Below are 19132 nucleotides of genomic sequence, written 5' to 3'. Positions count from 1 at the left end.
TAAAAACCTGAAAACTAACTGTGATTAAAACTATTAACAAAGCAACAAACCCAGCTAAGGCAAATATCCACCAACTTAATCCGATTCTATAAGCAAAATTCTGAAGCCACTGGTTCATAACATACCAGGCAATGGGAACTGCAATTACAAAGGCAATGGCCACCCACTTTATAAAGTCTTTATTGAGCAAGACTAATATTTCAGATACCATTGCACCATTTACTTTTCGGATTCCTATTTCTTTTATCCTTTTCTGCAATCCATAAAGGCTTAGTCCAAACAAGCCTAAACATGAAATTAGAATGGCAATAAGGGAACTATATCCTATTAGTTTCTCTGTTGTTTGTTCTTTGGCATACAATTCATTCAAATCATCTTCCAAAAAGCTCAACTCCACTAAATCATTTGGGGCTATTTTTTCAATTTTATTTTTAATAGTTTGTACAAGTTTAGAATTAGATGAGGAATTCATTTTAATAAACATAAAAGAACCAATTGGAGCATACCTAAATGCAAAAGGTTTAATTTCGGAATGCAAAGATTCGGTATGCATGTTTTTAATGACTCCGATGATCTCCCCTTTTTGCTCAGAAGATGTTCCATCGAAAATTGACATTTTTGTCCCCACTGGATTTTCCAAATCCATTGCTTTTACAGCGGCTTCATTAATTACAAAGCCATCGCTTGCATCTTTGGAGAATTCCTTGGACAAGAATCTGCCTTCAATAACTTCAACACCTATGGTTTCATCAAAATCATAATCCACGAAATTTAAGCCCATATCAAAAACATCATCTGTTTCCCTTCCATCCCATACTGGCATATCTGACATCCACCAAACGGTTAAAGGACTTCGAGAAGTACTGATGCTTGAAATTTCCGGCATCATTAATAATTCGTTTTTTGCTGCCTCATAATTATGCTTAAGCTCATCTTGCATTTGTACGATAAGGATATCATTCTTATTAAACCCAAGATCCTTTTGCTTCATGAAACGAACTTGCTGAGTAATAACAATAATTCCGGCTATCAGAATTATGGTTAATGCAAACTGAAAAATCACCAATCCACTTCTAAGATTCAGTTTCTGATGATTCGATGAAGAATTATTCTTATTTAAAGAACCAAAGGGCTGAATCGTTTTTTTAATCAAATCAATAGGCCTCAAAGATGAAAGAAAGGATGCAGGATAGATTCCAGAGATTAATCCAGTAAGAGCTGCAAACCCCAATAGAGTAAGAATGGTGTAAAGATTAAAACTAAGTTCCAGATTTACGTGAAGTAGATTATTGACAGATGGTAAAAGCAGTTCAACAAAAATGAGTGCAATGCCCAGAGCCAACATGGCAAGAATTTGAGCTTCAAAAAGAAACTGAATAATGAGTAATTTCTTACCAGAACCTAAGATTTTCCTTAAACCAATCTCTTTGATTCTTTTATCTGAGGTGGCCATTGTTAAATTAACAATATTGAAGGTTGCAATTATTAAAATAAGGATGGCAACAATGGAAAGAATATAGACGTATTGTATGCGCCCTCCACCTTTTAGATTGTGTAAATGACAATCCGTCAATGGTGTTATATACAATTTATTATTCCAATCAGGCTTAAATTGACTGATCACATCAGCTATTTTAATATTAACAGCTGAATAGTCAGTTCCTTTATTAAGTTGTACATACACTTCCATGGATTTGCTATTCCAAGTATCAAAATATTTAGAAATCAATTGATAAGGAAGTAAAAATTCAAATTGAATATCCGAATTTGCTGGAATATCCTCAAATACAGCTGTTACAATATACTCATCGTCACCATCCACTTTTACGGTATGGCCTATTGGATTTTCATCCCCAAAAAGTTTTTCAGCTAATGATTGGGTGAGAACAATAGAGTTGGGATGTATGAAAGCATCAGAAAGGGTTCCAATTGCTAAAGGGAAATTAAACATGGAGAAAAAAGAGGGATCCACAAAGCTACCATTAACCAAAATTTTATTTTCACCTTGTATTATCTTTTTGTTTCCCCAGTTCCAAAAAACAGTTGAGTTTTTAATATCCGGATATTCTTCCTTTAAATGCAGGGCAACAGGAGCTGGTAAAACGTAAGCATGAAAATCTGAGGGTTCATGAGTAAAAGCCGCCTTATATAGGTCTTGTGAGTTTTCATGAAACCTATCGTAACTCATCTCATATTTTACCCACAAACCAATAATGATGGTGCAGGTTAAGCCAAGGCTTAAACCAAATAGAGTTATTAATGTATTTATTTTATTTTTCTGAATGCTACGCAAGGTGATTTTTGCAAAGTGCTTAAACATAGTTTTTTCCTTTCTAATGATTAATTAATACCGCTGATTAATCAAATTGCGCCTTAAATCCCTAATAGTCTTAAAGCCGCTTTGATTATGTATCAGCATTTACCAATGTAAAAGCAAAATGGCTTAAGATGCATTTTGGCGTACATTGGTATAATTCAATTTTCCTTGGTTTTACGCGATAGATATTTCTCACATAAATATCAAAACTGTTATATATACTAATGCCTCTATACTCTACCCCTGATTTTTATGGGTTACTACCCTTGTTATAACAACTCATATGTTTTAACAAGGCCTAATTTTTCTCTTCAGTAATCACCTCACCATCTAGTAAATTTATAGTACGATGAGCAAAACCAGCATCTCTATCAGAGTGCGTTACCATGATGATGGTGGCACCTTCTTGGTTGAGTTCTGTTAATAAGTTCATCACTTCTAAACCATTCTTAGTATCCAAGTTACCCGTAGGCTCATCAGCTAATACCAAATCTGGATTAGCAACTACTGCTCTTGCTATCGCGACTCTTTGCTGCTGTCCACCAGATAATTGCTGAGGATAATGCTTAATACGATGTCCAATTTTCATTCTTTGTAAAACCTCCTCCACTCTTTTCCTTCTTTCTGAGGCACTCATCTTTAAATAAATTAGAGGAAGCTCTACATTCTCATATACAGAAAATTCATCAATCAGATTAAAGCTTTGGAAAACGAATCCAATATTTCCCTTACGAAAAACGGTTCTGTCTTTTTCTTTAAGTTTGGCTACTTCTGTGCCACCAAACTGGTATGAACCATCTGTAGGATTATCAAGCAAGCCTACAATGTTCAACAAAGTGGATTTTCCACAGCCTGAAGGCCCCATGATGGCTACAAATTCTCCTTTTTTCACATTGATATCTACACCATTAAGCGCATAAGTTTCAATATCTTCTGTTCTAAAAACTTTGCTTAATTTTTCAATTTTTATCATGTTTATTGTCTTTATTGTTTTCTATATTTTATTCTCACGCAAAGGCGCAAAAAAAACTTCTCACTTCTCACTTCTCACTTCTCACTTCTCACTTCTCACTTCTCACTTCTCACTTCTCACTTCTCACTTCTCACTTCTCACTCATAACGAATAGATTCCGCCGGATTTCTTCTAGCACTTTTATAGCTTTTCCAAGCCACTATTAAAAAGGAAAAACAAAGGGTTATCAATCCTGCTAAAATGAAAATGCTAACATCAAGATTCGTTTTATAGGCAAAGCCTTCTAACCACTTGTTCATAAGCATATAGGATATCGGTGTTGCCAAAATAAAGGCAATGAACACCCATGAACTGTATGATTTAAATAACAAGGATAGTATCTCACTCACCTTAGCACCATTGATTTTTCTCAAGCCTATTTCTTTTTTTCTTCTGGCTAGATTAAATGATACCATAGCAAAGAGTCCCAATCCAGATAAAATCAAGGAAACAATAGTGAATAGAGAAAGTACCTTGGTGATTGTATATTCTTTCTCATATACCTTCTCATAGCTATCACTGGCAAATTCATAGGCAAATGGTTTATCAGGATTTACTTCTGTCCAAACTTCATTAATAATTTTCAATGCCTTATTCCTGTTTTTCAGTTCAATTCTTATAAGGAAATTGGAACTAAACACCTTTCTGGAGACCATGACCATTGGCTTTTCTTTAGCATACAAATTGGTATAATGAAAATCTTCCACTACACCTATAATGGGTCCAAAAGGGAATAGTGGCTCCATGTGTTCAAATCTAAAGTTTTGACCTATGGCGTCCTCTGGGTTCTCAAAACCCATATGCTTTAAGGCCGTTTTATTAATAATATATTTTGAATGATGGATGCTTACTTCATCTTCCAATTCCTTTGGTATTTCTTGTTCGCTCAATGATAATTGCCACAAGCGAAGTGCTTTTTGCTCCCATTCCATGCTACTGGTTTGCCCAAAACTAGCTTTCCCAGCGATGGCATTAATATCAAGAAAGGAGAAGAAATTTGAGTCTACACACAAAATATTTAAAGTTGAATTAGGAATTTTTTCCTTTCCTTCAATCTCGTATGGGAAATTATCAGTCACCATGCCAGCTGGCTCTTCCATTACAGAAGTAACATCTATTATTTCAGGATGCTGTTTTAGTTTTTCCTTAAAAACTTCGTAATTACTCACTACATCCCATGGGTTTTCAGGAATAACCACCATGTCCATACTCTCGGCATCGGGATGAAGGCTATTGATATGATTGAGTTGTTTATGCAAAATTAAAATGGAGCTCAGTGAAATCATAGTTAATGCCAACTGCAAAATCACAAATACCTTATATGATGACTTTTGCTTTAGCATATCCATATAGGCTCCTATAGAAATTTTATTCACTAATAATGGCCAAATAGAATTCAGGATGACCAATAGGGCAAATCCTAAAAGCAAAAAAATAATTTCAAGTACCGTTAAATTGAAAAATGATAAAAAATGATAATAGGAAGAAAATTGCTGAGCCAAAAAGAAGGAGAGTGCGATAATTATGATATTCAGTATTATTGTTTCTTTAATAGTATCAAATAAAACATTCCTTTTTTTTGCTCCATTAATCAGCTTGATTTTATGGGTTTTTATATCGGAAATAAACTGAACGAAATTCAGATTGGAGTAGTTGATAAATGCTATAAGCATAATGATTAATATGCTGGATAGAAGAAGGAGGATAGACTGAAAGCTACTGTTCTTTTCCAATTCTCTGGATTTATGACTGTGCAAATGAATACGAGTAAGAGCCTGTAAATCAGCAAGAGGTTGATAATCATTTCCTTCATGTTTCTCATCCCATTTGGCTTGTATTTCTTGTAGTAGCTCATCGGTGTTGGTTTCGGGAGCCAATAATAAATAGGTATAATCAAGAGTATTCCTAATGTCCTCTTCTCTGGAGGTCAAAATATCGAAGTTAAAATGTGAATTTGAAGGTGGGTCTTTTAAAACTCCTTGAATAGTAAACTCAAATTTTTTCACATCCCGCTGATGAACAATAAATATTTTTTCTCCTATAACATCAGTATGCCCAAAATGTGTTTTTGCAAAACGCTCTGTTATGACTACATGCTTAGGATGATTAAAAATATTTTCGGCATCTCCTACTAATAATTCAAAGTCAAAAATCTGGAAGAAAGAAGAATCAACGGCATATACCTTCTTTGAATAGAAAGAATTATCCTCAATAGATATAATGGCATTTCGAAAGGAAGTAAGTCTTAGCACTTCCTCTACTTGTGGAAGTTCCTCATTCAACTTATAGCTTAAATGGGTCTGTGTGCGTGCATCAACCATAGAACTTGCACCTGTGTTACTATTAGAAGTCAAGCGATAAATCCTATCAGAATTGGAATGAAATTTATCATAGCTCAATTCCATACTCACAAAGGAATAAACCAATAATAAGCAAGCAAATGCTACTGAAAGCCCCAAGACATTGAGTCCGAACCAAAGTTTGTTCTTTTTAATTCTTCTGATGATTTTTCCTATGTTCATTTTTTTTGTTTATTCTATTTAATCATTTAAATAATTGCCTTATACTTCGTTACTCTCCATTTTTTACTTTCTCATTTACAATTAGTAAAATCGTCATTAAAAAACCTCGAAAGCCTCGTCTAAGACAATTTTTAAAAAGGTTTTGTCTTGCAATTTCTTTATTCTATCATTTTTATTAAAAACACTTTTACTCCTCACTTCCAACTTCCAACTTCCAACTTCCAACTTCTAACTTCCGACCTACTCATGTCTCAAAGCATCCACTGGATTTCTACGGGCTGCTGTATAACTTTGCCAGCTCACTGTCAGCAATGAAATGGCAAGGGCAATAAATCCTGCAACGGCAAATACCCACCAGCCTAAATCAATCCTGTAAGCGAAATTTTCCAACCATTTATTCATCAAATAATAGGAAAGAGGTGCTGCAATCACAAAGGCTACCAATATCCATTTTACAAAACTCCAGTTTAACAATCTGACAATCTCAAGTATGGTAGCCCCATTTACTTTTCGAATACCTATTTCTTTTGTCTTTTGGCTGATGATATAAGAAATCAGTCCAAACAACCCGAGACTTCCTATCAAAATGGCAACCATTGCAAAAAGTTGGATAAGCTTTGATGTATTTTCCTCCTCTTGATATAAGGAGGCGATTTTATCATCGAAAAAACGAAAATTCATGATATCATCTGGGAAGATTTCATCCCACTCTTTTTCCACTTTTTTTATTGATTCCTGATAAGCATTTAAACTCAAAACATTGGGGTTCATTTTAATGGCCATTTCATTGATATTAAAGCTCAGATTGGAGAAAATGACATTCTCCATACTCTTATGTAATGATTGTGCGTGGAAATTCTCAACTACAGCAACGATATTAAATACCGTGCCATTATTACCAAACCCAAACCGCTCACCTAATGCCTGCTGAGGATCGTTAAACCCAAGAAGTTTTGCAAGTTGTCTATTGACAATAACATCACCATTATTTTTAACCTGTGAATAATTTTCACCTGCTATTAATTTTAGTTCAAATAAATTCAGATAATCTACATCTGCCGTTTTCAAATTTGCGAAATGCTCATCTTTTTCAATAGATGGGTGATTGATAAAAGAATTCACTCTCCAATCTGCCAAAGGACTGCGAGTTCCATAGCTCACCATTTCAAATTCAGGATGCTTTTTAAGTTTTTCTTTTAATAATTGTCGTTTCTCCGAATTTGAATCGGGTAAGGTGACTAAAAGAATAGCTTCTTTACTAAAGCCTAAATCTTTAGTCATGAAGTAGTTTAATTGTTGGTTCATCACTAGAGTCCCGATAATTAAGACTAGCGAAATGCAGAACTGAATGATAAGCAATGTACTCCTTAGTGATAAGAAGGAAGAAGAGTTTTTTACATTAAACGAACTTTTTAGGGCAACATTAGGACTCATTCCAGCTATAATTGTAGATGGATATAAACCAGATAAAATTCCAATAATGATGGCCACCAGTATTAAATAAATAAAGATGCTGGGATCCATTAATAGGTTTAAATGTAATCGATACCCAATAACGCTTTCAAGGTAAATAAACAGGAAATGGGCAATGAATAATCCAATAAATGCTGCAATAAATGTGACAACAATGGACTCTATCAGAAACTGTATACTCGATTGCCTTTTGCTTTCTCCAAGTATTTTCTTAATCCCGATTTCTTTAAACCTTTTTGTAGCCTGAACAACAGAAAGGTTAATGAAGTTTATCGCAGCCACAATGATCAGAAACAAACCGATAACACCAAGAATCAATAGATTTTTGTGGGGAACTTGTCGATTACTATAATTATTGCAAGTACTCGAATGCAATTCAGAAAGAGGCTGTAAAACATATTTTTGCTCAAGGGTATTGTTCTTCTTATTATACTTATCATAGAATGCCAAAAGCTGATTCTCAAATGTTTTTGGAGATACGTTTTGAGGTAAAAGTAAATAACAATTAGTTGCCGAATTACCTTCTTGCCAATCTATTCCACCTTTAAAATAGGGATTTGATAGAGGCTGATCTTTATAGTTTGCAATAATTGAGAAAGGAAGATCTGTGTTTTTTGGTGGATCTGATATCACTCCAGTAATTTGTAATGCACCTGCATTATTTATAATGAGTGTTTGATTAAGTGCTTGACTAACTTCTTGAGCTGATAAACCAAAATACTTCTGTGCTAGCGAAGAACTAATCACCACACTTCCTTTATTATCTAGAGCATTTGAAGGATTACCGGCTAAGAAATTAAAATCGAAAAACTCAAAGATATTAGGTTCTGCATAAACCAAGCCCGTTTCTTCTTGGTACTTCTGAATGCTTCCATTTTCATGCTCTACATTAATCTGACCTTTGCCAGCATAAAAAGTCATTAGGGCATCTATTCCTGGAAAATCATTTCTTATAGCACTTCCAACAGGATGCACCTGAGCTTCCCCGTATTTAATTCCTATTGTAGGTATTTTGTATTCATTAATTAAACGGTATACATTTTCATAATTCTGATGATAGCTATCGAAACTAGATTCGTAAGCAATAATTTTATAGATGACCAAGCTACATCCTATACCAATAGCTAAACCACCTATATTAATTACTGAATAGGTTTTATTCTGACTTATATGATTCCAAATGGATTTAAGCAATGTTTTAAACATTATTTTACCTTTCTTTTATTCTTCATAAGATTTAATGTTTTAATAGATTGTTCATTCTTTCATTTCTTCATTCGCCAAGTCTCCCTATCTCTAGTTCGCTAGCTCATTAAATTTCAATCAATACCTCAAAGTCGCAAAGAAACTCCCCCTCTATCATTTTCACTCTCACTCAAACCTCAAAACCTCAATTGGATTTCTTTAGACTGCAGTACTACTTTGCCAACAAATGGCTTTATATTAAACTCGTTCATTTTCTTTTATTGATTTTATTATTCTGAAGTATTGAGTATATAATCATTTATATCTATATCTTCTGGTAAAAGCTGAGCTAAATCTTGATTATAAAGAAAGAGGTAGACAAAAGCTTTGCTTCCAGTTTCACTTATAGAATTAACCAAAATTGGTAATACTATGCGTTTCTTTTTGATGAGGCTAGAGGAGTATATCATTTCACATTCATCATTTAAAATGGCTACAGGAAGATAGGTTCTATTGGCATTAAACTCCTCCATATTTTCCTCCATATCAACTCTATCTATTGATGTCCAATGTTCTCCATTGTCTAAATGAAACTTTTGTTGTAAATCGTCAATAGAGAATTGAAACAAGATATCACTACCCCTAAACTCAAAGCCAATATGCTTCAATTGCTGCTGATCTAGCTCAAGCGCCTGGTTAACACAAGTATCCCCTGGACTGTCGGAAAGTATGGACATTAGCATCATGGAAAGAGTTCCGAGTATGTGAAATAGTGATTTCATAGTTTATTTTTAATATGCTTAGAATATTATTCTTTCACTTTCACCAAAGCTATCGTAGCCCGATACTATCACCTGCTCACCAGCTTGTAGACCTTCTAGAACTTCGTAATATTGAGGATTCTGATTACCAATCTTGATATAGCGCTTTTCGGCTGAATGACCATCCTCCGCTAAAACAAATATCCATTGTCCGCCAGTTTTCTGGAAGAAGGATCCTTTGGGTAAAAGCATAGCATTTTTAGGATTCCCCAGTTGTAGACGAGAGTAATAGGTTTGACCCGTACGCATATTTGTAGGAGACTCCCCAGTAAAAACCAATTCCACAGAAAAGCGACCGCTTCTTACATCTGGAAATACCTTTCTGATGGTCAACTCATACTCTTGTCCTTGGCGTTCCAATATGGCTGATAAACCTACTCTTACTTTATCAATATAATGCTCATCAATTTCGGCCACCACTTTAAAGGAAGCCAGCACATCAATCTGACCTAATCTGCTACCTTTAGGAATAGATTGTCCCAATTCAGCATCTAGAAAAGTAAGCTGTCCATCAATAGGCGATTTCACATTTAACTGATCTTGGCGTTGACGAACCAATTTAAGGTTCAACTCCATATTTTGCAAATTACCTTCCATTTGCTTCACCTGAATAGAACGGTAGATAGAATCTTGACTCTGGCGCTCCATATATAAATCGTAACTGCGCTTAGCAAATTGATAATCCTCCTCCGAGATGATGTATTCCTCTTGGGAAATCAAGTTATCGGCTATTAAGCTTTTATTCTGATCATAAGTTCTCTTCTTTCTAATGATGTCGAACTCCAAGTTCAGTAATTCTCTTTTAATTTGAAGCTTCTCTTGTTCCATAACCACCATGGTATTCCTGAGAAAGTTACTCTTCTCGGCCAATTGGGCTTCACTATTGAGAATGCTCAAGCTGAGATCCGTATTACTCATTCGAAGTATCACATCACCTTTTTTTACCATCTGACCTTCTTCAGCTACCTTCTCCTCTACTCTACCGCCTTCTCGTGCATCTAAATAAATGGTTGATATGGGATGAACATTTCCACTAACGGTGATATAATCGTGAAAGATACCCTCCTCTACTTTCGCTATGCTCAGCTTTTCTTTATCGGCTCTATAGGTGGATAAATTTGTTGCGAAAAATGCAAAATATATCAAGGTGAGGAATAATGCTCCTGCAACTCCAATAATGATGTGCTTTTTTTTCAGACCTTTTTTCTTTTCTATTTTTACATCCATGATTCGATTTTTCTAAAGTATTCTTTTAAATAATTCCCTAATACTTCGTTATACTCCATTTTTTTTATTCTCATTTACAAAAGTAAAATCGGCTTAAAAAAATGTCGAAAGCCTCGTCTTAGGCAATTTTAAAAAGTATTGGTCATTAATTATTTTGTTATTTATCTATTTTCTCAACCTTGAATTAACTCTTATTATTCAAAGTTGATTTCTTATGTTTTTTCTATCGTTTTCTTTTAAATAATCCCCTAATACTTCGTTATACTCCATTTTTTTTATTCTCATTTACAAAAGTAAAATCGGCTTAAAAAAATGTCGCAAGCCTCGTCTTAGGCAATTTTAAAAAGTATTGGTCATTAATTATTTTGTTATTTATCTATTTTCTCAACCTTGAATTAACTCTAATTACTCAAAGTTGATTTCTTATGTTTTTATATCGTATTCTTTTAAATAATTCCCTAATACTTCGTTATACTCCATTTTTTTTATTCTCATTTACAAAAGTAAAATCGGCTTAAAAAAAATGTCGCAAGCCTCGTCTTAGGCAATTTTAAAAAGTATTGGTCATTAATTATTTTGTTATTTATCTATTTTCTCAACCTTGAATTAACTCTTATTATTCAAAGCTGTTTTCTTATGTTTTTTCTATCGTATTCTTTTAAATAATTCCCTAATACTTCGTTATACTCCATTTTTTTTATTCTCATTTACAAAAGTAAAATCGGCTTAAAAAAATGTCGCAAGCCTCGTCTTAGGCAATTTTAAAAAGTATTTATCATTATTTATTTTCTCTATTCACTGTTAACTTTTCTCTTTTCACTGTTAACTATTAACTATTAGTTGTTAGCTATTAACTAATTAATACAAATGATTCCAATTAGCCGTCTGATAGAAAGTGAGCATCTGATAACGCATCACATATACTAGTTTTGATTTTAACAGATTAGCTTGTGCTGAAATATATCGCTGCTTGGCTGTTTCAAACTCTGTGGTATTGGCCAAACCCTTTTCTAGTTTTTTGGTAACATTTTTTAAACTCAACTCACTAAAATCGTGTAACTCTTGTGAAGATTGATATTCTTTTTCTGCCGACTGTAAATCCTCTATGGCATTCCATATTTCTATATATAAAGCCTCTTTCTGTTTCTCAAATAATAGCTTCTGATCTTTAAGAGCGATTCGCTTTCGTTTGATATCGGATGATACCACAGCTCGGTTATAAATAGGGACTCTCAAGCTCAGCCCCACCCATTGATTTTGGTTTTCTTCCAACTGCTTGCCGTAAGTGAGACTATTCTGATCATAAAAACCAGTGCTATATCCTGCATTCATATTTAAACTCGGATAGACTCCTCCTTTGGCAATGGCCAAGTTCTTTTCAGAAGCTCCTAATAACATTTGCTGTTGTTTTAGTTGTGGAAGAATATCTTTAGCTCTAATAAAAATAGAATCTACATTATTGCTGGCATTCAGAATCAATTCTTGGGTGGTGTTTGTATCAATAGCAAAGGACTGCTCCACATTCAATCGTAATAATTGCTTAAGTTCCAAAATGGTTTTATTATATTGATTCTGTGCTTTGGTGAGGCTCAACCTATCACTGGCCCATTGGCTTTCGAGGTCTTGAGCAGTGATGGGAGATTCCTTACCTACTTCTACTAACTTCTGCATGCGGTCAAATTGCATCTTCGACAAACCCACCTGACTCTCTGCCACATCTCTTAATCCTTGAGAATAAAGTACGGTATAATAAGAGCTTAGGATTTTAAACACCAACTGATTCTTTTCCACTTCTGCGCCTTGCTCCGATGCTTTGAGGAGATATTTGCTAAAGCGAATACCATTTTTCTTCACCATCCCCTGAAACAAAGTAAAGGAGGAGTTGAGGTAGTAATTTTGAGACAAAGTAGGATCGTAGGTTACAGAGTTATCGTTTCCATCTACGTTCCTACCAAAGTTTAATTCCAAGTTGCTACCAAAATTCAGATTAGGCAATATATTCGCTTTGCTTTCCTTAAGACTCACTTCCTGACTTTCAATATTATTATATTTCATATTCAAATCCAAGTTGTTCTCCATGGCATAGTCTATGCAATCGCTAATCTTCCATGACTCTTGAGCCTGAATTTGAGAAGTGGGCCATAAAAGCGTCAATATAAATGACGCTAGAATGAACCACCAAGCATTCTCGAAAAATATTGTTATTCTATACATTTTATTGTCTGTTGTTATAATACAAATCATTGTCGTTACTGATTTGTTTTCAATCCTTATGCCAAAAATCACTACACACTGATATACTATTACTTACATTCATTTATTGGCATAAGCAGGGCTTTAACTTGTAAAAATATTTTACACTTGGTGTTGGATATTTTACAATGATTAAGAAGGTTCCAAATAACAAATGCCAGGTGATAAATCAAAATACATCATCTATTTAACAATATTTATAATGAAAAGATTTTTGCTTTTCTATATATATTTTCAGTATAATGAAATCTTTTTCAATTAAGTTAATCTTTCTACTAAGCTACTTTTTTATATTCTACCTGTTCTAATAGAATGTAGGTATTTGACAGTTTGCACAAAGAAAACTCAAAGTTTCACAGAGAAACCAATGGATATAAAACATACTTCCTGGATACTTTCCATAGAATTAATATCTTTACAAAAAGTAAAATCTGCATATAAACCTCACATCATGAAAATAAAAAACAGCATCCTCCTAATCCTCATCAGCCTTAGTTTTTGGGCTTGTAATAACACCGTAGCTCCAAAAGAAAAAACGGAGGAGCGCATTCAAATAGAAATGACTACCAACAAAGGGATAATAGTCTTGGAATTATATAATGAGACCCCTAAACATCGTGATAATTTTGCAAAACTGGCTAAAGATGGAGCTTTCGATAGCCTTTTATTTCATAGAGTGATTGAGAATTTTATGATACAAGGTGGCGACCCTGATAGCAAGTTTGCCAAAGCGGGTGATACTCTAGGAAATGGAGATTTACCCTATATGGTAGATGCTGAATTCCACCCTGATCTGTTTCATAAAAAAGGGGTTTTGGCTGCTGCTAGAGATGGAAACCTGAAAAGAGCTTCCAGCGCCATGCAGTTTTATATTGTTCAGGGAAAAGTTTTTAATGATAGCCTCCTCCAAAAAGCTGAGGATCGTATTAATGAGAACTTAGCCGTAAATGCCGCCAGAAATCTTCCAGAAAACAAATCCTTATCAGATGCCTTAGCAAAAGCGATGGACGAGGGAAATATGGAACTCTATTTTCAATATAACGACAGTCTAAAGGAATTAGCAAAAGGCCAATTTGAGCTTTATAAAATCCCAGAATATCAAAGAGAAATTTACAAAACAAAAGGCGGCACACCACACCTCGACCAAAACTACACCGTATTTGGTGAAGTGATTAGTGGATTCGAAATAGTGGATTTGATTGCTGCTGTTTCAACTGATGCTATGGATAGACCTTTGGAGGATGTTCTTATTGTCGGGGTTCGGGTTTTGAGGTAAAAATTAAGGTGGAAAACAAAAAGAATTTATCACGCAGAGTCGCAAAGACGCAAAGAAATTAGTCTTAATCTAATAGGAGGCTATTTAACCTTGGACATTCGTGTTAATCCGCCTGACCTGTGTAATTCGTGTTCCTCTTTTACTTCCTATTAAGCCACTCCCAAAGAGCAGAAAACTCCAAATTACCTTGCTCCATGGCCGCATGATAAATAACTGCAGTCTTTTGTGGATTATTTTCTATTCTATCTATATCCATTGCTTTTGGTGGTCGAATAATATACACCACGCCTTGCTTTTCAAGTTGCTCTAATTTAAACATCGATTCGTTATATCTTTCTGCTCTGGTGACTAGCATTTCATATACCTTAGGGAATTTCCGATAATACCACTTTAAGAAAGAAGCATACTTCATTGGCTTTTTGAAATATTCTTTTGGCTGGGTTAATATCACCACTGCCCTATCGTTTCCATTATTTAAAGCATGCTCAAAAGGAACTGAATCGGATAAACCTCCATCCATTAAAATTTTACTGTCGTAATGGACCATAGGAGCAATAAATGGTAGCGAACCACTGGCAGCCAATATAGTTTTGAACTCTTTCTTATCAGCATTGTTTAAAAGAAAAAACTCTGGATTTCCAGTCTCACAATTACTAGTACCTACATAAAACTGGCTTGGCGAATTCATCAACTCCTCATAATCAAAAGGGATGATATGTTGTGGAATTTCTTCATAAATAAAATCCCATGAAAACATGGTTCCTTGACGAATTAAATTATTCCAACTACAATATCTCTTGTCACCAATCATCTCGTTCACCTCGATATTCCTCCCTATTTGTTTTGAGATATAAGACACTCCATAAGCAGCACCAGCCGAAACTCCATACACCGTTTCAAAGGACAATTGTTTCTCCAAGAACACTTCTAGTATTCCGGCACTAAACATGGCTCTAAAACCTCCTCCTTCTAGTATTAATGCAGTTTTCTTTTCCATTGATGACGTCTATTTTAATGCTGACGAAATTAGGAATATTTTAGAATAATTTGTGGTTTCAATCTGTTTATTCTTAATCTATTTTCTATTAAAAACATGTAATAATTGGCACGCGAGGCCGCAAAGGCATAAAGAAATTAGGTATAATTAATCCGTGAGAATCTGCTTAATCCGTGTCATCCATGTTCTATTTTTAGCAAAAAAAAGGGTAGCCTCTATTTAAAGACCACCCCATTGTTCTAATTCTAATTGAATGCTTTATATTTTCTTTCCAATATAAAATACATAACCATAATAGTCTTTATACTTGCGATACAAGTCTGTTTCATGCCTTTGGTTGGCAATAAAACCTTCTGCTGCTTTATTTCCTGATTTTTTGATTAAGAAATCCTCTTGAATTTTCACTTGAGGTGCATAGAAATTGTCTATCCAGCAACTATCTGGTATGGCAAATGCAGCAATGGTTTTATATCCTACTTTTTGCATTTGATCTACCTTATTGGCTATAGTGTCTATTCCTGGGTAAGCATCATTCCAGAAATCTTCGATCTCTTTTGGACGTTCCTCAGTAAACCACGAAGCCTCAGAAACAGCAATATATCCTCCAGTTTTCAAAAACCTTCTCCAGTATTTTAAACCTTTCTCAAAACCAATATTATAGATGGCACCTTCCGACCAGATTAAGTCTATTTCTTTATCAAGAAAAGGAAGTTTATTCATAGAGCCAACTATCCCTTTCATCTGGTCTTGAAGATTTAAAGAATTTGCATTTTCATTAAATAGGTCTATAAAAACGGGAAACAAATCGATCCCGAGAATAGGTGCTGGAGCATACTGTGCCAATACTTGGGTCTGACCGCCTGTTCCGCATCCTATATCTACAATCTTAGAATCCTCAGTTAAATTATCAATGAAACTTAAAACTTTCAATGTAGTTTCAGGACTTCCGGGCCCTTGTTGTGGTGTATTTGAATAATATTCGACTATTAAACTTAAATCGAAATCGTGAATAGATTTATTATCATTACTCATGATGTTTTGTATTATGGAGCATGACTATTAAGTGTTTGTCTATTAAGTTCGATTTCTGCGTTACGCTTGCACCGAAAACAAACATTTACAAAAGTAAATTTATTGTTATTCAGGACTTCGCAAGCCTTGAACTCGAACATTCTAAATCAAACACTTGACTTTAGAAATATGTTCTATTTTGTCAGGCTCAAAATTCGTTAAAATATTATATATAAAAGTGACCCTGATATGAATATATCAGAGTAAATCTAAAGGATAAGCTTTGATAGAACATCAAAACCTATTTACCCAACCAGCTCCATTTTAGTACTTAACATAAATCTTTTTAGATATAGCAAAGATATAAAATATTTTAGATCGAGCAATTTTAAGAATCAATATCTTCATTTATTCTAGTAATTTAGCTTCACATTTTATCAAAACCTAAATATATGAGAAACATACTTCCATTACTTCTTATTTCTTTATTTATCATCCCCTCAATTTCAAACGCTCAACAAACACTTGAAAAAGAAGAATGGGCAAAATTCTTTAATGATTCAAATATAAACGGATGCCTGGTTTTATATGATACTAAAACTCAACAGTTCCAATATTACAATGAAAAAAGATGCGATTCTACTTATCTACCCGCTTTTACTTTTAAAATCCTAAACTCTCTTATTGCTTTAGAAACAAAGGCAGTGAATGGAATTTACGACAGCATAAAATGGGATGGGAAAGATAGAGGATGGCCATTATGGAATCAGGACCAATGTATGAATTCTGCTCTAGGAATTTCATGTTTTTGGTTTTATCAAGAGTTGGTCCGACGAATGGGAGAAGGTAAAATGCAAGAATACATAGATAAAGCGCAATATGGAAATCAGATCATAGGTCCAATATTGACAACTTTTGGTTACAAGGTGATATCAGAATCTCAGCCAATGCACAAATCAGTTTCTTAAAAAGGCTCCTCAATAATGAGCTTCCATTTAGCATCGAGAATCAAGAAATAGTAAAAACCCTCATGCTCACCGACTCCACCGAGAATTACAAAGTTTATTCAAAAACAGGCTGGGCCCTGAGAGTTGATAAACAAATTGGCTGGTTGGTAGGATTTGTAGATCATTCTTAGAGAAAGCTATCTAAATAAAATAAGAGCCTACATCAACAAGCCTGTTATTAAAGTTATTACAGGAATGCGAAGAGTAGGTAAGAGCTATTATGCAAAACAAATCATACTTGAATTACAAAAATTAAATATAATAAATGAACAGATTCTCTATATCAATAAGGAATTACTTGAATTTGATAAAATACAAGTTTACAGACACTTAACCAAGTTTATTACTGAATATTATAAGAATAACAATAAACCCAGATACTTATTTATTGATGAAGTACAGGAAATTAACCAATGGGAAAAAGCCATTAGCTCTTTTTTTGCTGAAGGAATTTATGATATTTATATAACAGGCTCCAATTCAAATCTGCTATCATCAGAACTTAGCACCTATATTTCTGGACGATATGTTGAAGTTAACATCTACTCATTAGGGTTCGATGTATTTCAACTATTTAATAAAAATGAGCCTCAGAATAGAAATGATGAGTTTCAGTTGTTTCTCAAATTCGGAGGATTCCAAGTCATTTATAACTTTAGTTTAAACGAAGAAATTTGTTTTCAATATATCTTCTCTCTATATAATACCATTTTAGTTAAAGATGTAATAGGTAGAAATCAAATAAGAAATATTAGGCTTTTTCAAGATATTACAAAGTTTGTATTTATTAATATCGGACAAGTTTTTTCAAGTAATTCAATAAGTAAATATCTTAAAAGCCAGAAAAAAAAACCATTGGAGGTGATACCATTCAAAACTATCTTCTTCATCTCGAAAGTAGCTTTATGATACACAAAGTCCAACGCTATGATTTGAAAAGGAAAAAGGTTTTAGAGCTTTATGAGAAATACTATTTAGGAGATTTATCTCTTAAAAATGTCATGTTTGGGTATAAAGAACAAGATATTGCTAGAATGTTAGAAAATATAGTCTTTATAAAACTAAAAAGGGATAATTACCAGATACACATAGGGAAACTAGGTGATTTGGAAATAGATTTTATCGCAGAGAAATCGAATGAAAAAATCTATATAAAAGTTAGTTATCTTCTGCAGTCAGGATCGACCATAAAAAGAGAATACAGAGCACTGGAAAAAATAAAAGACAATTATCCCAAATAAATCCTCACCATGGATCAATTACCTTCAACCAATACCAATGGCATTATAAGAATGAATATTATTGACTTTTTATTGGATCATTAAATTTTAGCACAAATAATAAGAACCCTTACAAAAAGTATCCCAAAAGAATAAATGGTACAGGATTTACTTCAGGGCAAACTCACACTTTTATATCAAGCACCTTTAGTAAGTAGTCTTCATTCCATCCGGCCTTAAGCCTTTTCCCAGCTATCCCTTGCTTTTCTGATTTTTCATTTTTCAATAAATTCAATGCTATTTTGAGAAGTACAGAATAGTTTTGAGCAGCGTTTTTATTTCTTTTTCGTGATGCATCTTCTGAGAATGCTACATCTAAAGTCCAGTGTAATTTATTCTCAACTCCCCAATGCGAACAGATATAATTCTGATAGTTTTTAGCTACATCATTTTTACTGGTAATATAATAACGGATTGCTTTCTCTGTTTGTTTGTCGCTAATTTTAAATTCTCTAATTGACTCTAATTTAACTATCTGAGTTAATTTATTCCATTTGTTATCTTCGTTTTCTATAAATTTAAAATCTGTGATTCCACTGCATTTTCTTGTTTCAATTCTGCCATGGCCTATGTCAATATTCTCATGGGTTTCTATTTGTTTTGCGAAACGAAACTCATCTTTTATTGCTCTAATAATTGTTCTTGATTTCCTTTAACAGCTAAAATATAGTCTGCTTCACTTTCTTTAATTTTATCGGCGATATCAGTTTGAGTTCCCATGGCATCAATAGTGATAATATTGCCTGAAATA

General features: G+C 33.8%; 14 protein-coding genes and 1 pseudogene. 5 read left to right on the top strand and 10 right to left on the bottom strand.

Annotated elements, in window-relative coordinates:
* The 7 genes from HNS40_RS19650 to HNS40_RS19620 all read right to left on the bottom strand — a co-directional run.
* The coding region (locus HNS40_RS19650; protein WP_172284116.1) for an ABC transporter permease at positions 1-2320 on the bottom strand (2320 nt) is incomplete at its 3' end.
* Between the two features lie 295 nt (positions 2321-2615).
* The gene (locus HNS40_RS19645; protein WP_172284113.1) at positions 2616-3290 is read right to left on the bottom strand and encodes an ABC transporter ATP-binding protein; all 675 of its coding nucleotides are present in this window, start codon (positions 3288-3290) and stop codon (positions 2616-2618) included.
* A 137-nt stretch (positions 3291-3427) separates the two neighbouring features.
* Complete coding sequence (locus HNS40_RS19640; protein ID WP_172284111.1) at positions 3428-5851, bottom strand: ABC transporter permease; 2424 nt, start codon at positions 5849-5851, stop codon at positions 3428-3430.
* A gap of 240 nt (positions 5852-6091) precedes the next feature.
* Complete coding sequence (locus HNS40_RS19635; RefSeq protein ID WP_172284109.1) at positions 6092-8530, bottom strand: FtsX-like permease family protein; 2439 nt, start codon at positions 8528-8530, stop codon at positions 6092-6094.
* Between the two features lie 269 nt (positions 8531-8799).
* The gene (locus tag HNS40_RS19630; protein WP_172284106.1) at positions 8800-9291 is read right to left on the bottom strand and encodes a hypothetical protein; all 492 of its coding nucleotides are present in this window, start codon (positions 9289-9291) and stop codon (positions 8800-8802) included.
* An 18-nt stretch (positions 9292-9309) separates the two neighbouring features.
* Positions 9310-10557, bottom strand: a complete 1248-nt coding sequence (locus HNS40_RS19625) for an efflux RND transporter periplasmic adaptor subunit (RefSeq protein ID WP_172284104.1) — start codon at positions 10555-10557, stop codon at positions 9310-9312.
* An 858-nt stretch (positions 10558-11415) separates the two neighbouring features.
* Positions 11416-12771, bottom strand: a complete 1356-nt coding sequence (locus HNS40_RS19620; protein WP_172284102.1) for a TolC family protein — start codon at positions 12769-12771, stop codon at positions 11416-11418.
* A 490-nt stretch (positions 12772-13261) separates the two neighbouring features.
* On the opposite strand from HNS40_RS19620, the gene HNS40_RS19615 reads away from it, so the two are divergent.
* A complete protein-coding gene (locus tag HNS40_RS19615) occupies positions 13262-14086 on the top strand; it encodes a peptidylprolyl isomerase (protein ID WP_172284100.1) in 825 nt (274 codons plus the stop codon).
* A gap of 139 nt (positions 14087-14225) precedes the next feature.
* On the opposite strand, the gene HNS40_RS19610 is transcribed toward HNS40_RS19615, so the two are convergent.
* A complete protein-coding gene (locus HNS40_RS19610) occupies positions 14226-15083 on the bottom strand; it encodes a patatin family protein (RefSeq protein ID WP_172284098.1) in 858 nt (285 codons plus the stop codon).
* 258 nt (positions 15084-15341) lie between these two features.
* Positions 15342-16115, bottom strand: a complete 774-nt coding sequence (locus HNS40_RS19605) for a class I SAM-dependent methyltransferase (protein WP_172284096.1) — start codon at positions 16113-16115, stop codon at positions 15342-15344.
* Positions 16116-16546: 431 nt separating this feature from the next.
* Here HNS40_RS19605 and HNS40_RS19600 point away from each other — a divergent pair, with 431 nt between their 5' ends.
* The 4 genes from HNS40_RS19600 to HNS40_RS19585 are packed head-to-tail and all read left to right on the top strand — an operon-like array spanning position 16547 to position 18342.
* A complete protein-coding gene (locus tag HNS40_RS19600) occupies positions 16547-17062 on the top strand; it encodes a penicillin-binding transpeptidase domain-containing protein (RefSeq protein WP_172284094.1) in 516 nt (171 codons plus the stop codon).
* Positions 16972-17232, top strand: coding sequence for a penicillin-binding transpeptidase domain-containing protein (locus HNS40_RS23780; RefSeq protein ID WP_172284120.1), 261 nt, complete (start codon positions 16972-16974; stop codon positions 17230-17232). The genes HNS40_RS19600 and HNS40_RS23780 overlap by 91 nt, the downstream gene beginning before the upstream one ends.
* Positions 17222-18010 carry an ATP-binding protein gene (locus HNS40_RS19590; protein WP_371742964.1) on the top strand — a complete coding sequence of 263 codons (789 nt, stop codon included), beginning with the start codon at positions 17222-17224 and terminating at the stop codon, positions 18008-18010. Before HNS40_RS23780 ends, HNS40_RS19590 begins: the two co-directional genes overlap by 11 nt.
* Positions 18007-18342: an ATP-binding protein gene (locus tag HNS40_RS19585; protein WP_172284089.1), complete on the top strand. Its 336-nt coding sequence runs from the start codon at positions 18007-18009 to the stop codon at positions 18340-18342. The genes HNS40_RS19590 and HNS40_RS19585 overlap by 4 nt, the downstream gene beginning before the upstream one ends.
* A 163-nt stretch (positions 18343-18505) precedes the next feature.
* Here the strand turns inward: HNS40_RS19585 and HNS40_RS19580 are convergent.
* Positions 18506-19132 (bottom strand): annotated as a pseudogene (locus tag HNS40_RS19580) (ISAs1 family transposase); the annotation flags it as partial.

The sequence above is a fragment of the Lentimicrobium sp. S6 genome, assembly GCF_013166635.1.
In the GTDB taxonomy this organism is placed as follows: Bacteria; Bacteroidota; Bacteroidia; order Bacteroidales; family UBA12170; genus UBA12170.
Note: the sequence above shows the minus strand (reverse complement) of the source record. Positions and strands in the feature narration are given on the sequence as shown.

Bases quoted from the DNA above. Each gene is read 5' to 3' on its own strand.
- HNS40_RS19645 (WP_172284113.1), bottom strand. From the start codon at position 3,290: ATGATAAAAATTGAAAAATTAAGCAAAGTTTTTAGAACAGAAGATATT.
- HNS40_RS19640 (WP_172284111.1), bottom strand. From the start codon at position 5,851: ATGAACATAGGAAAAATCATCAGAAGAATTAAAAAGAACAAACTTTGG.
- HNS40_RS19635 (WP_172284109.1), bottom strand. From the start codon at position 8,530: ATGTTTAAAACATTGCTTAAATCCATTTGGAATCATATAAGTCAGAAT.
- HNS40_RS19630 (WP_172284106.1), bottom strand. From the start codon at position 9,291: ATGAAATCACTATTTCACATACTCGGAACTCTTTCCATGATGCTAATG.
- HNS40_RS19625 (WP_172284104.1), bottom strand. From the start codon at position 10,557: ATGGATGTAAAAATAGAAAAGAAAAAAGGTCTGAAAAAAAAGCACATC.
- HNS40_RS19620 (WP_172284102.1), bottom strand. From the start codon at position 12,771: ATGTATAGAATAACAATATTTTTCGAGAATGCTTGGTGGTTCATTCTA.
- HNS40_RS19615 (WP_172284100.1), top strand. From the start codon at position 13,262: ATGAAAATAAAAAACAGCATCCTCCTAATCCTCATCAGCCTTAGTTTT.
- HNS40_RS19610 (WP_172284098.1), bottom strand. From the start codon at position 15,083: ATGGAAAAGAAAACTGCATTAATACTAGAAGGAGGAGGTTTTAGAGCC.
- HNS40_RS19605 (WP_172284096.1), bottom strand. From the start codon at position 16,115: ATGAGTAATGATAATAAATCTATTCACGATTTCGATTTAAGTTTAATA.
- HNS40_RS19600 (WP_172284094.1), top strand. From the start codon at position 16,547: ATGAGAAACATACTTCCATTACTTCTTATTTCTTTATTTATCATCCCC.
- HNS40_RS19585 (WP_172284089.1), top strand. From the start codon at position 18,007: ATGATACACAAAGTCCAACGCTATGATTTGAAAAGGAAAAAGGTTTTA.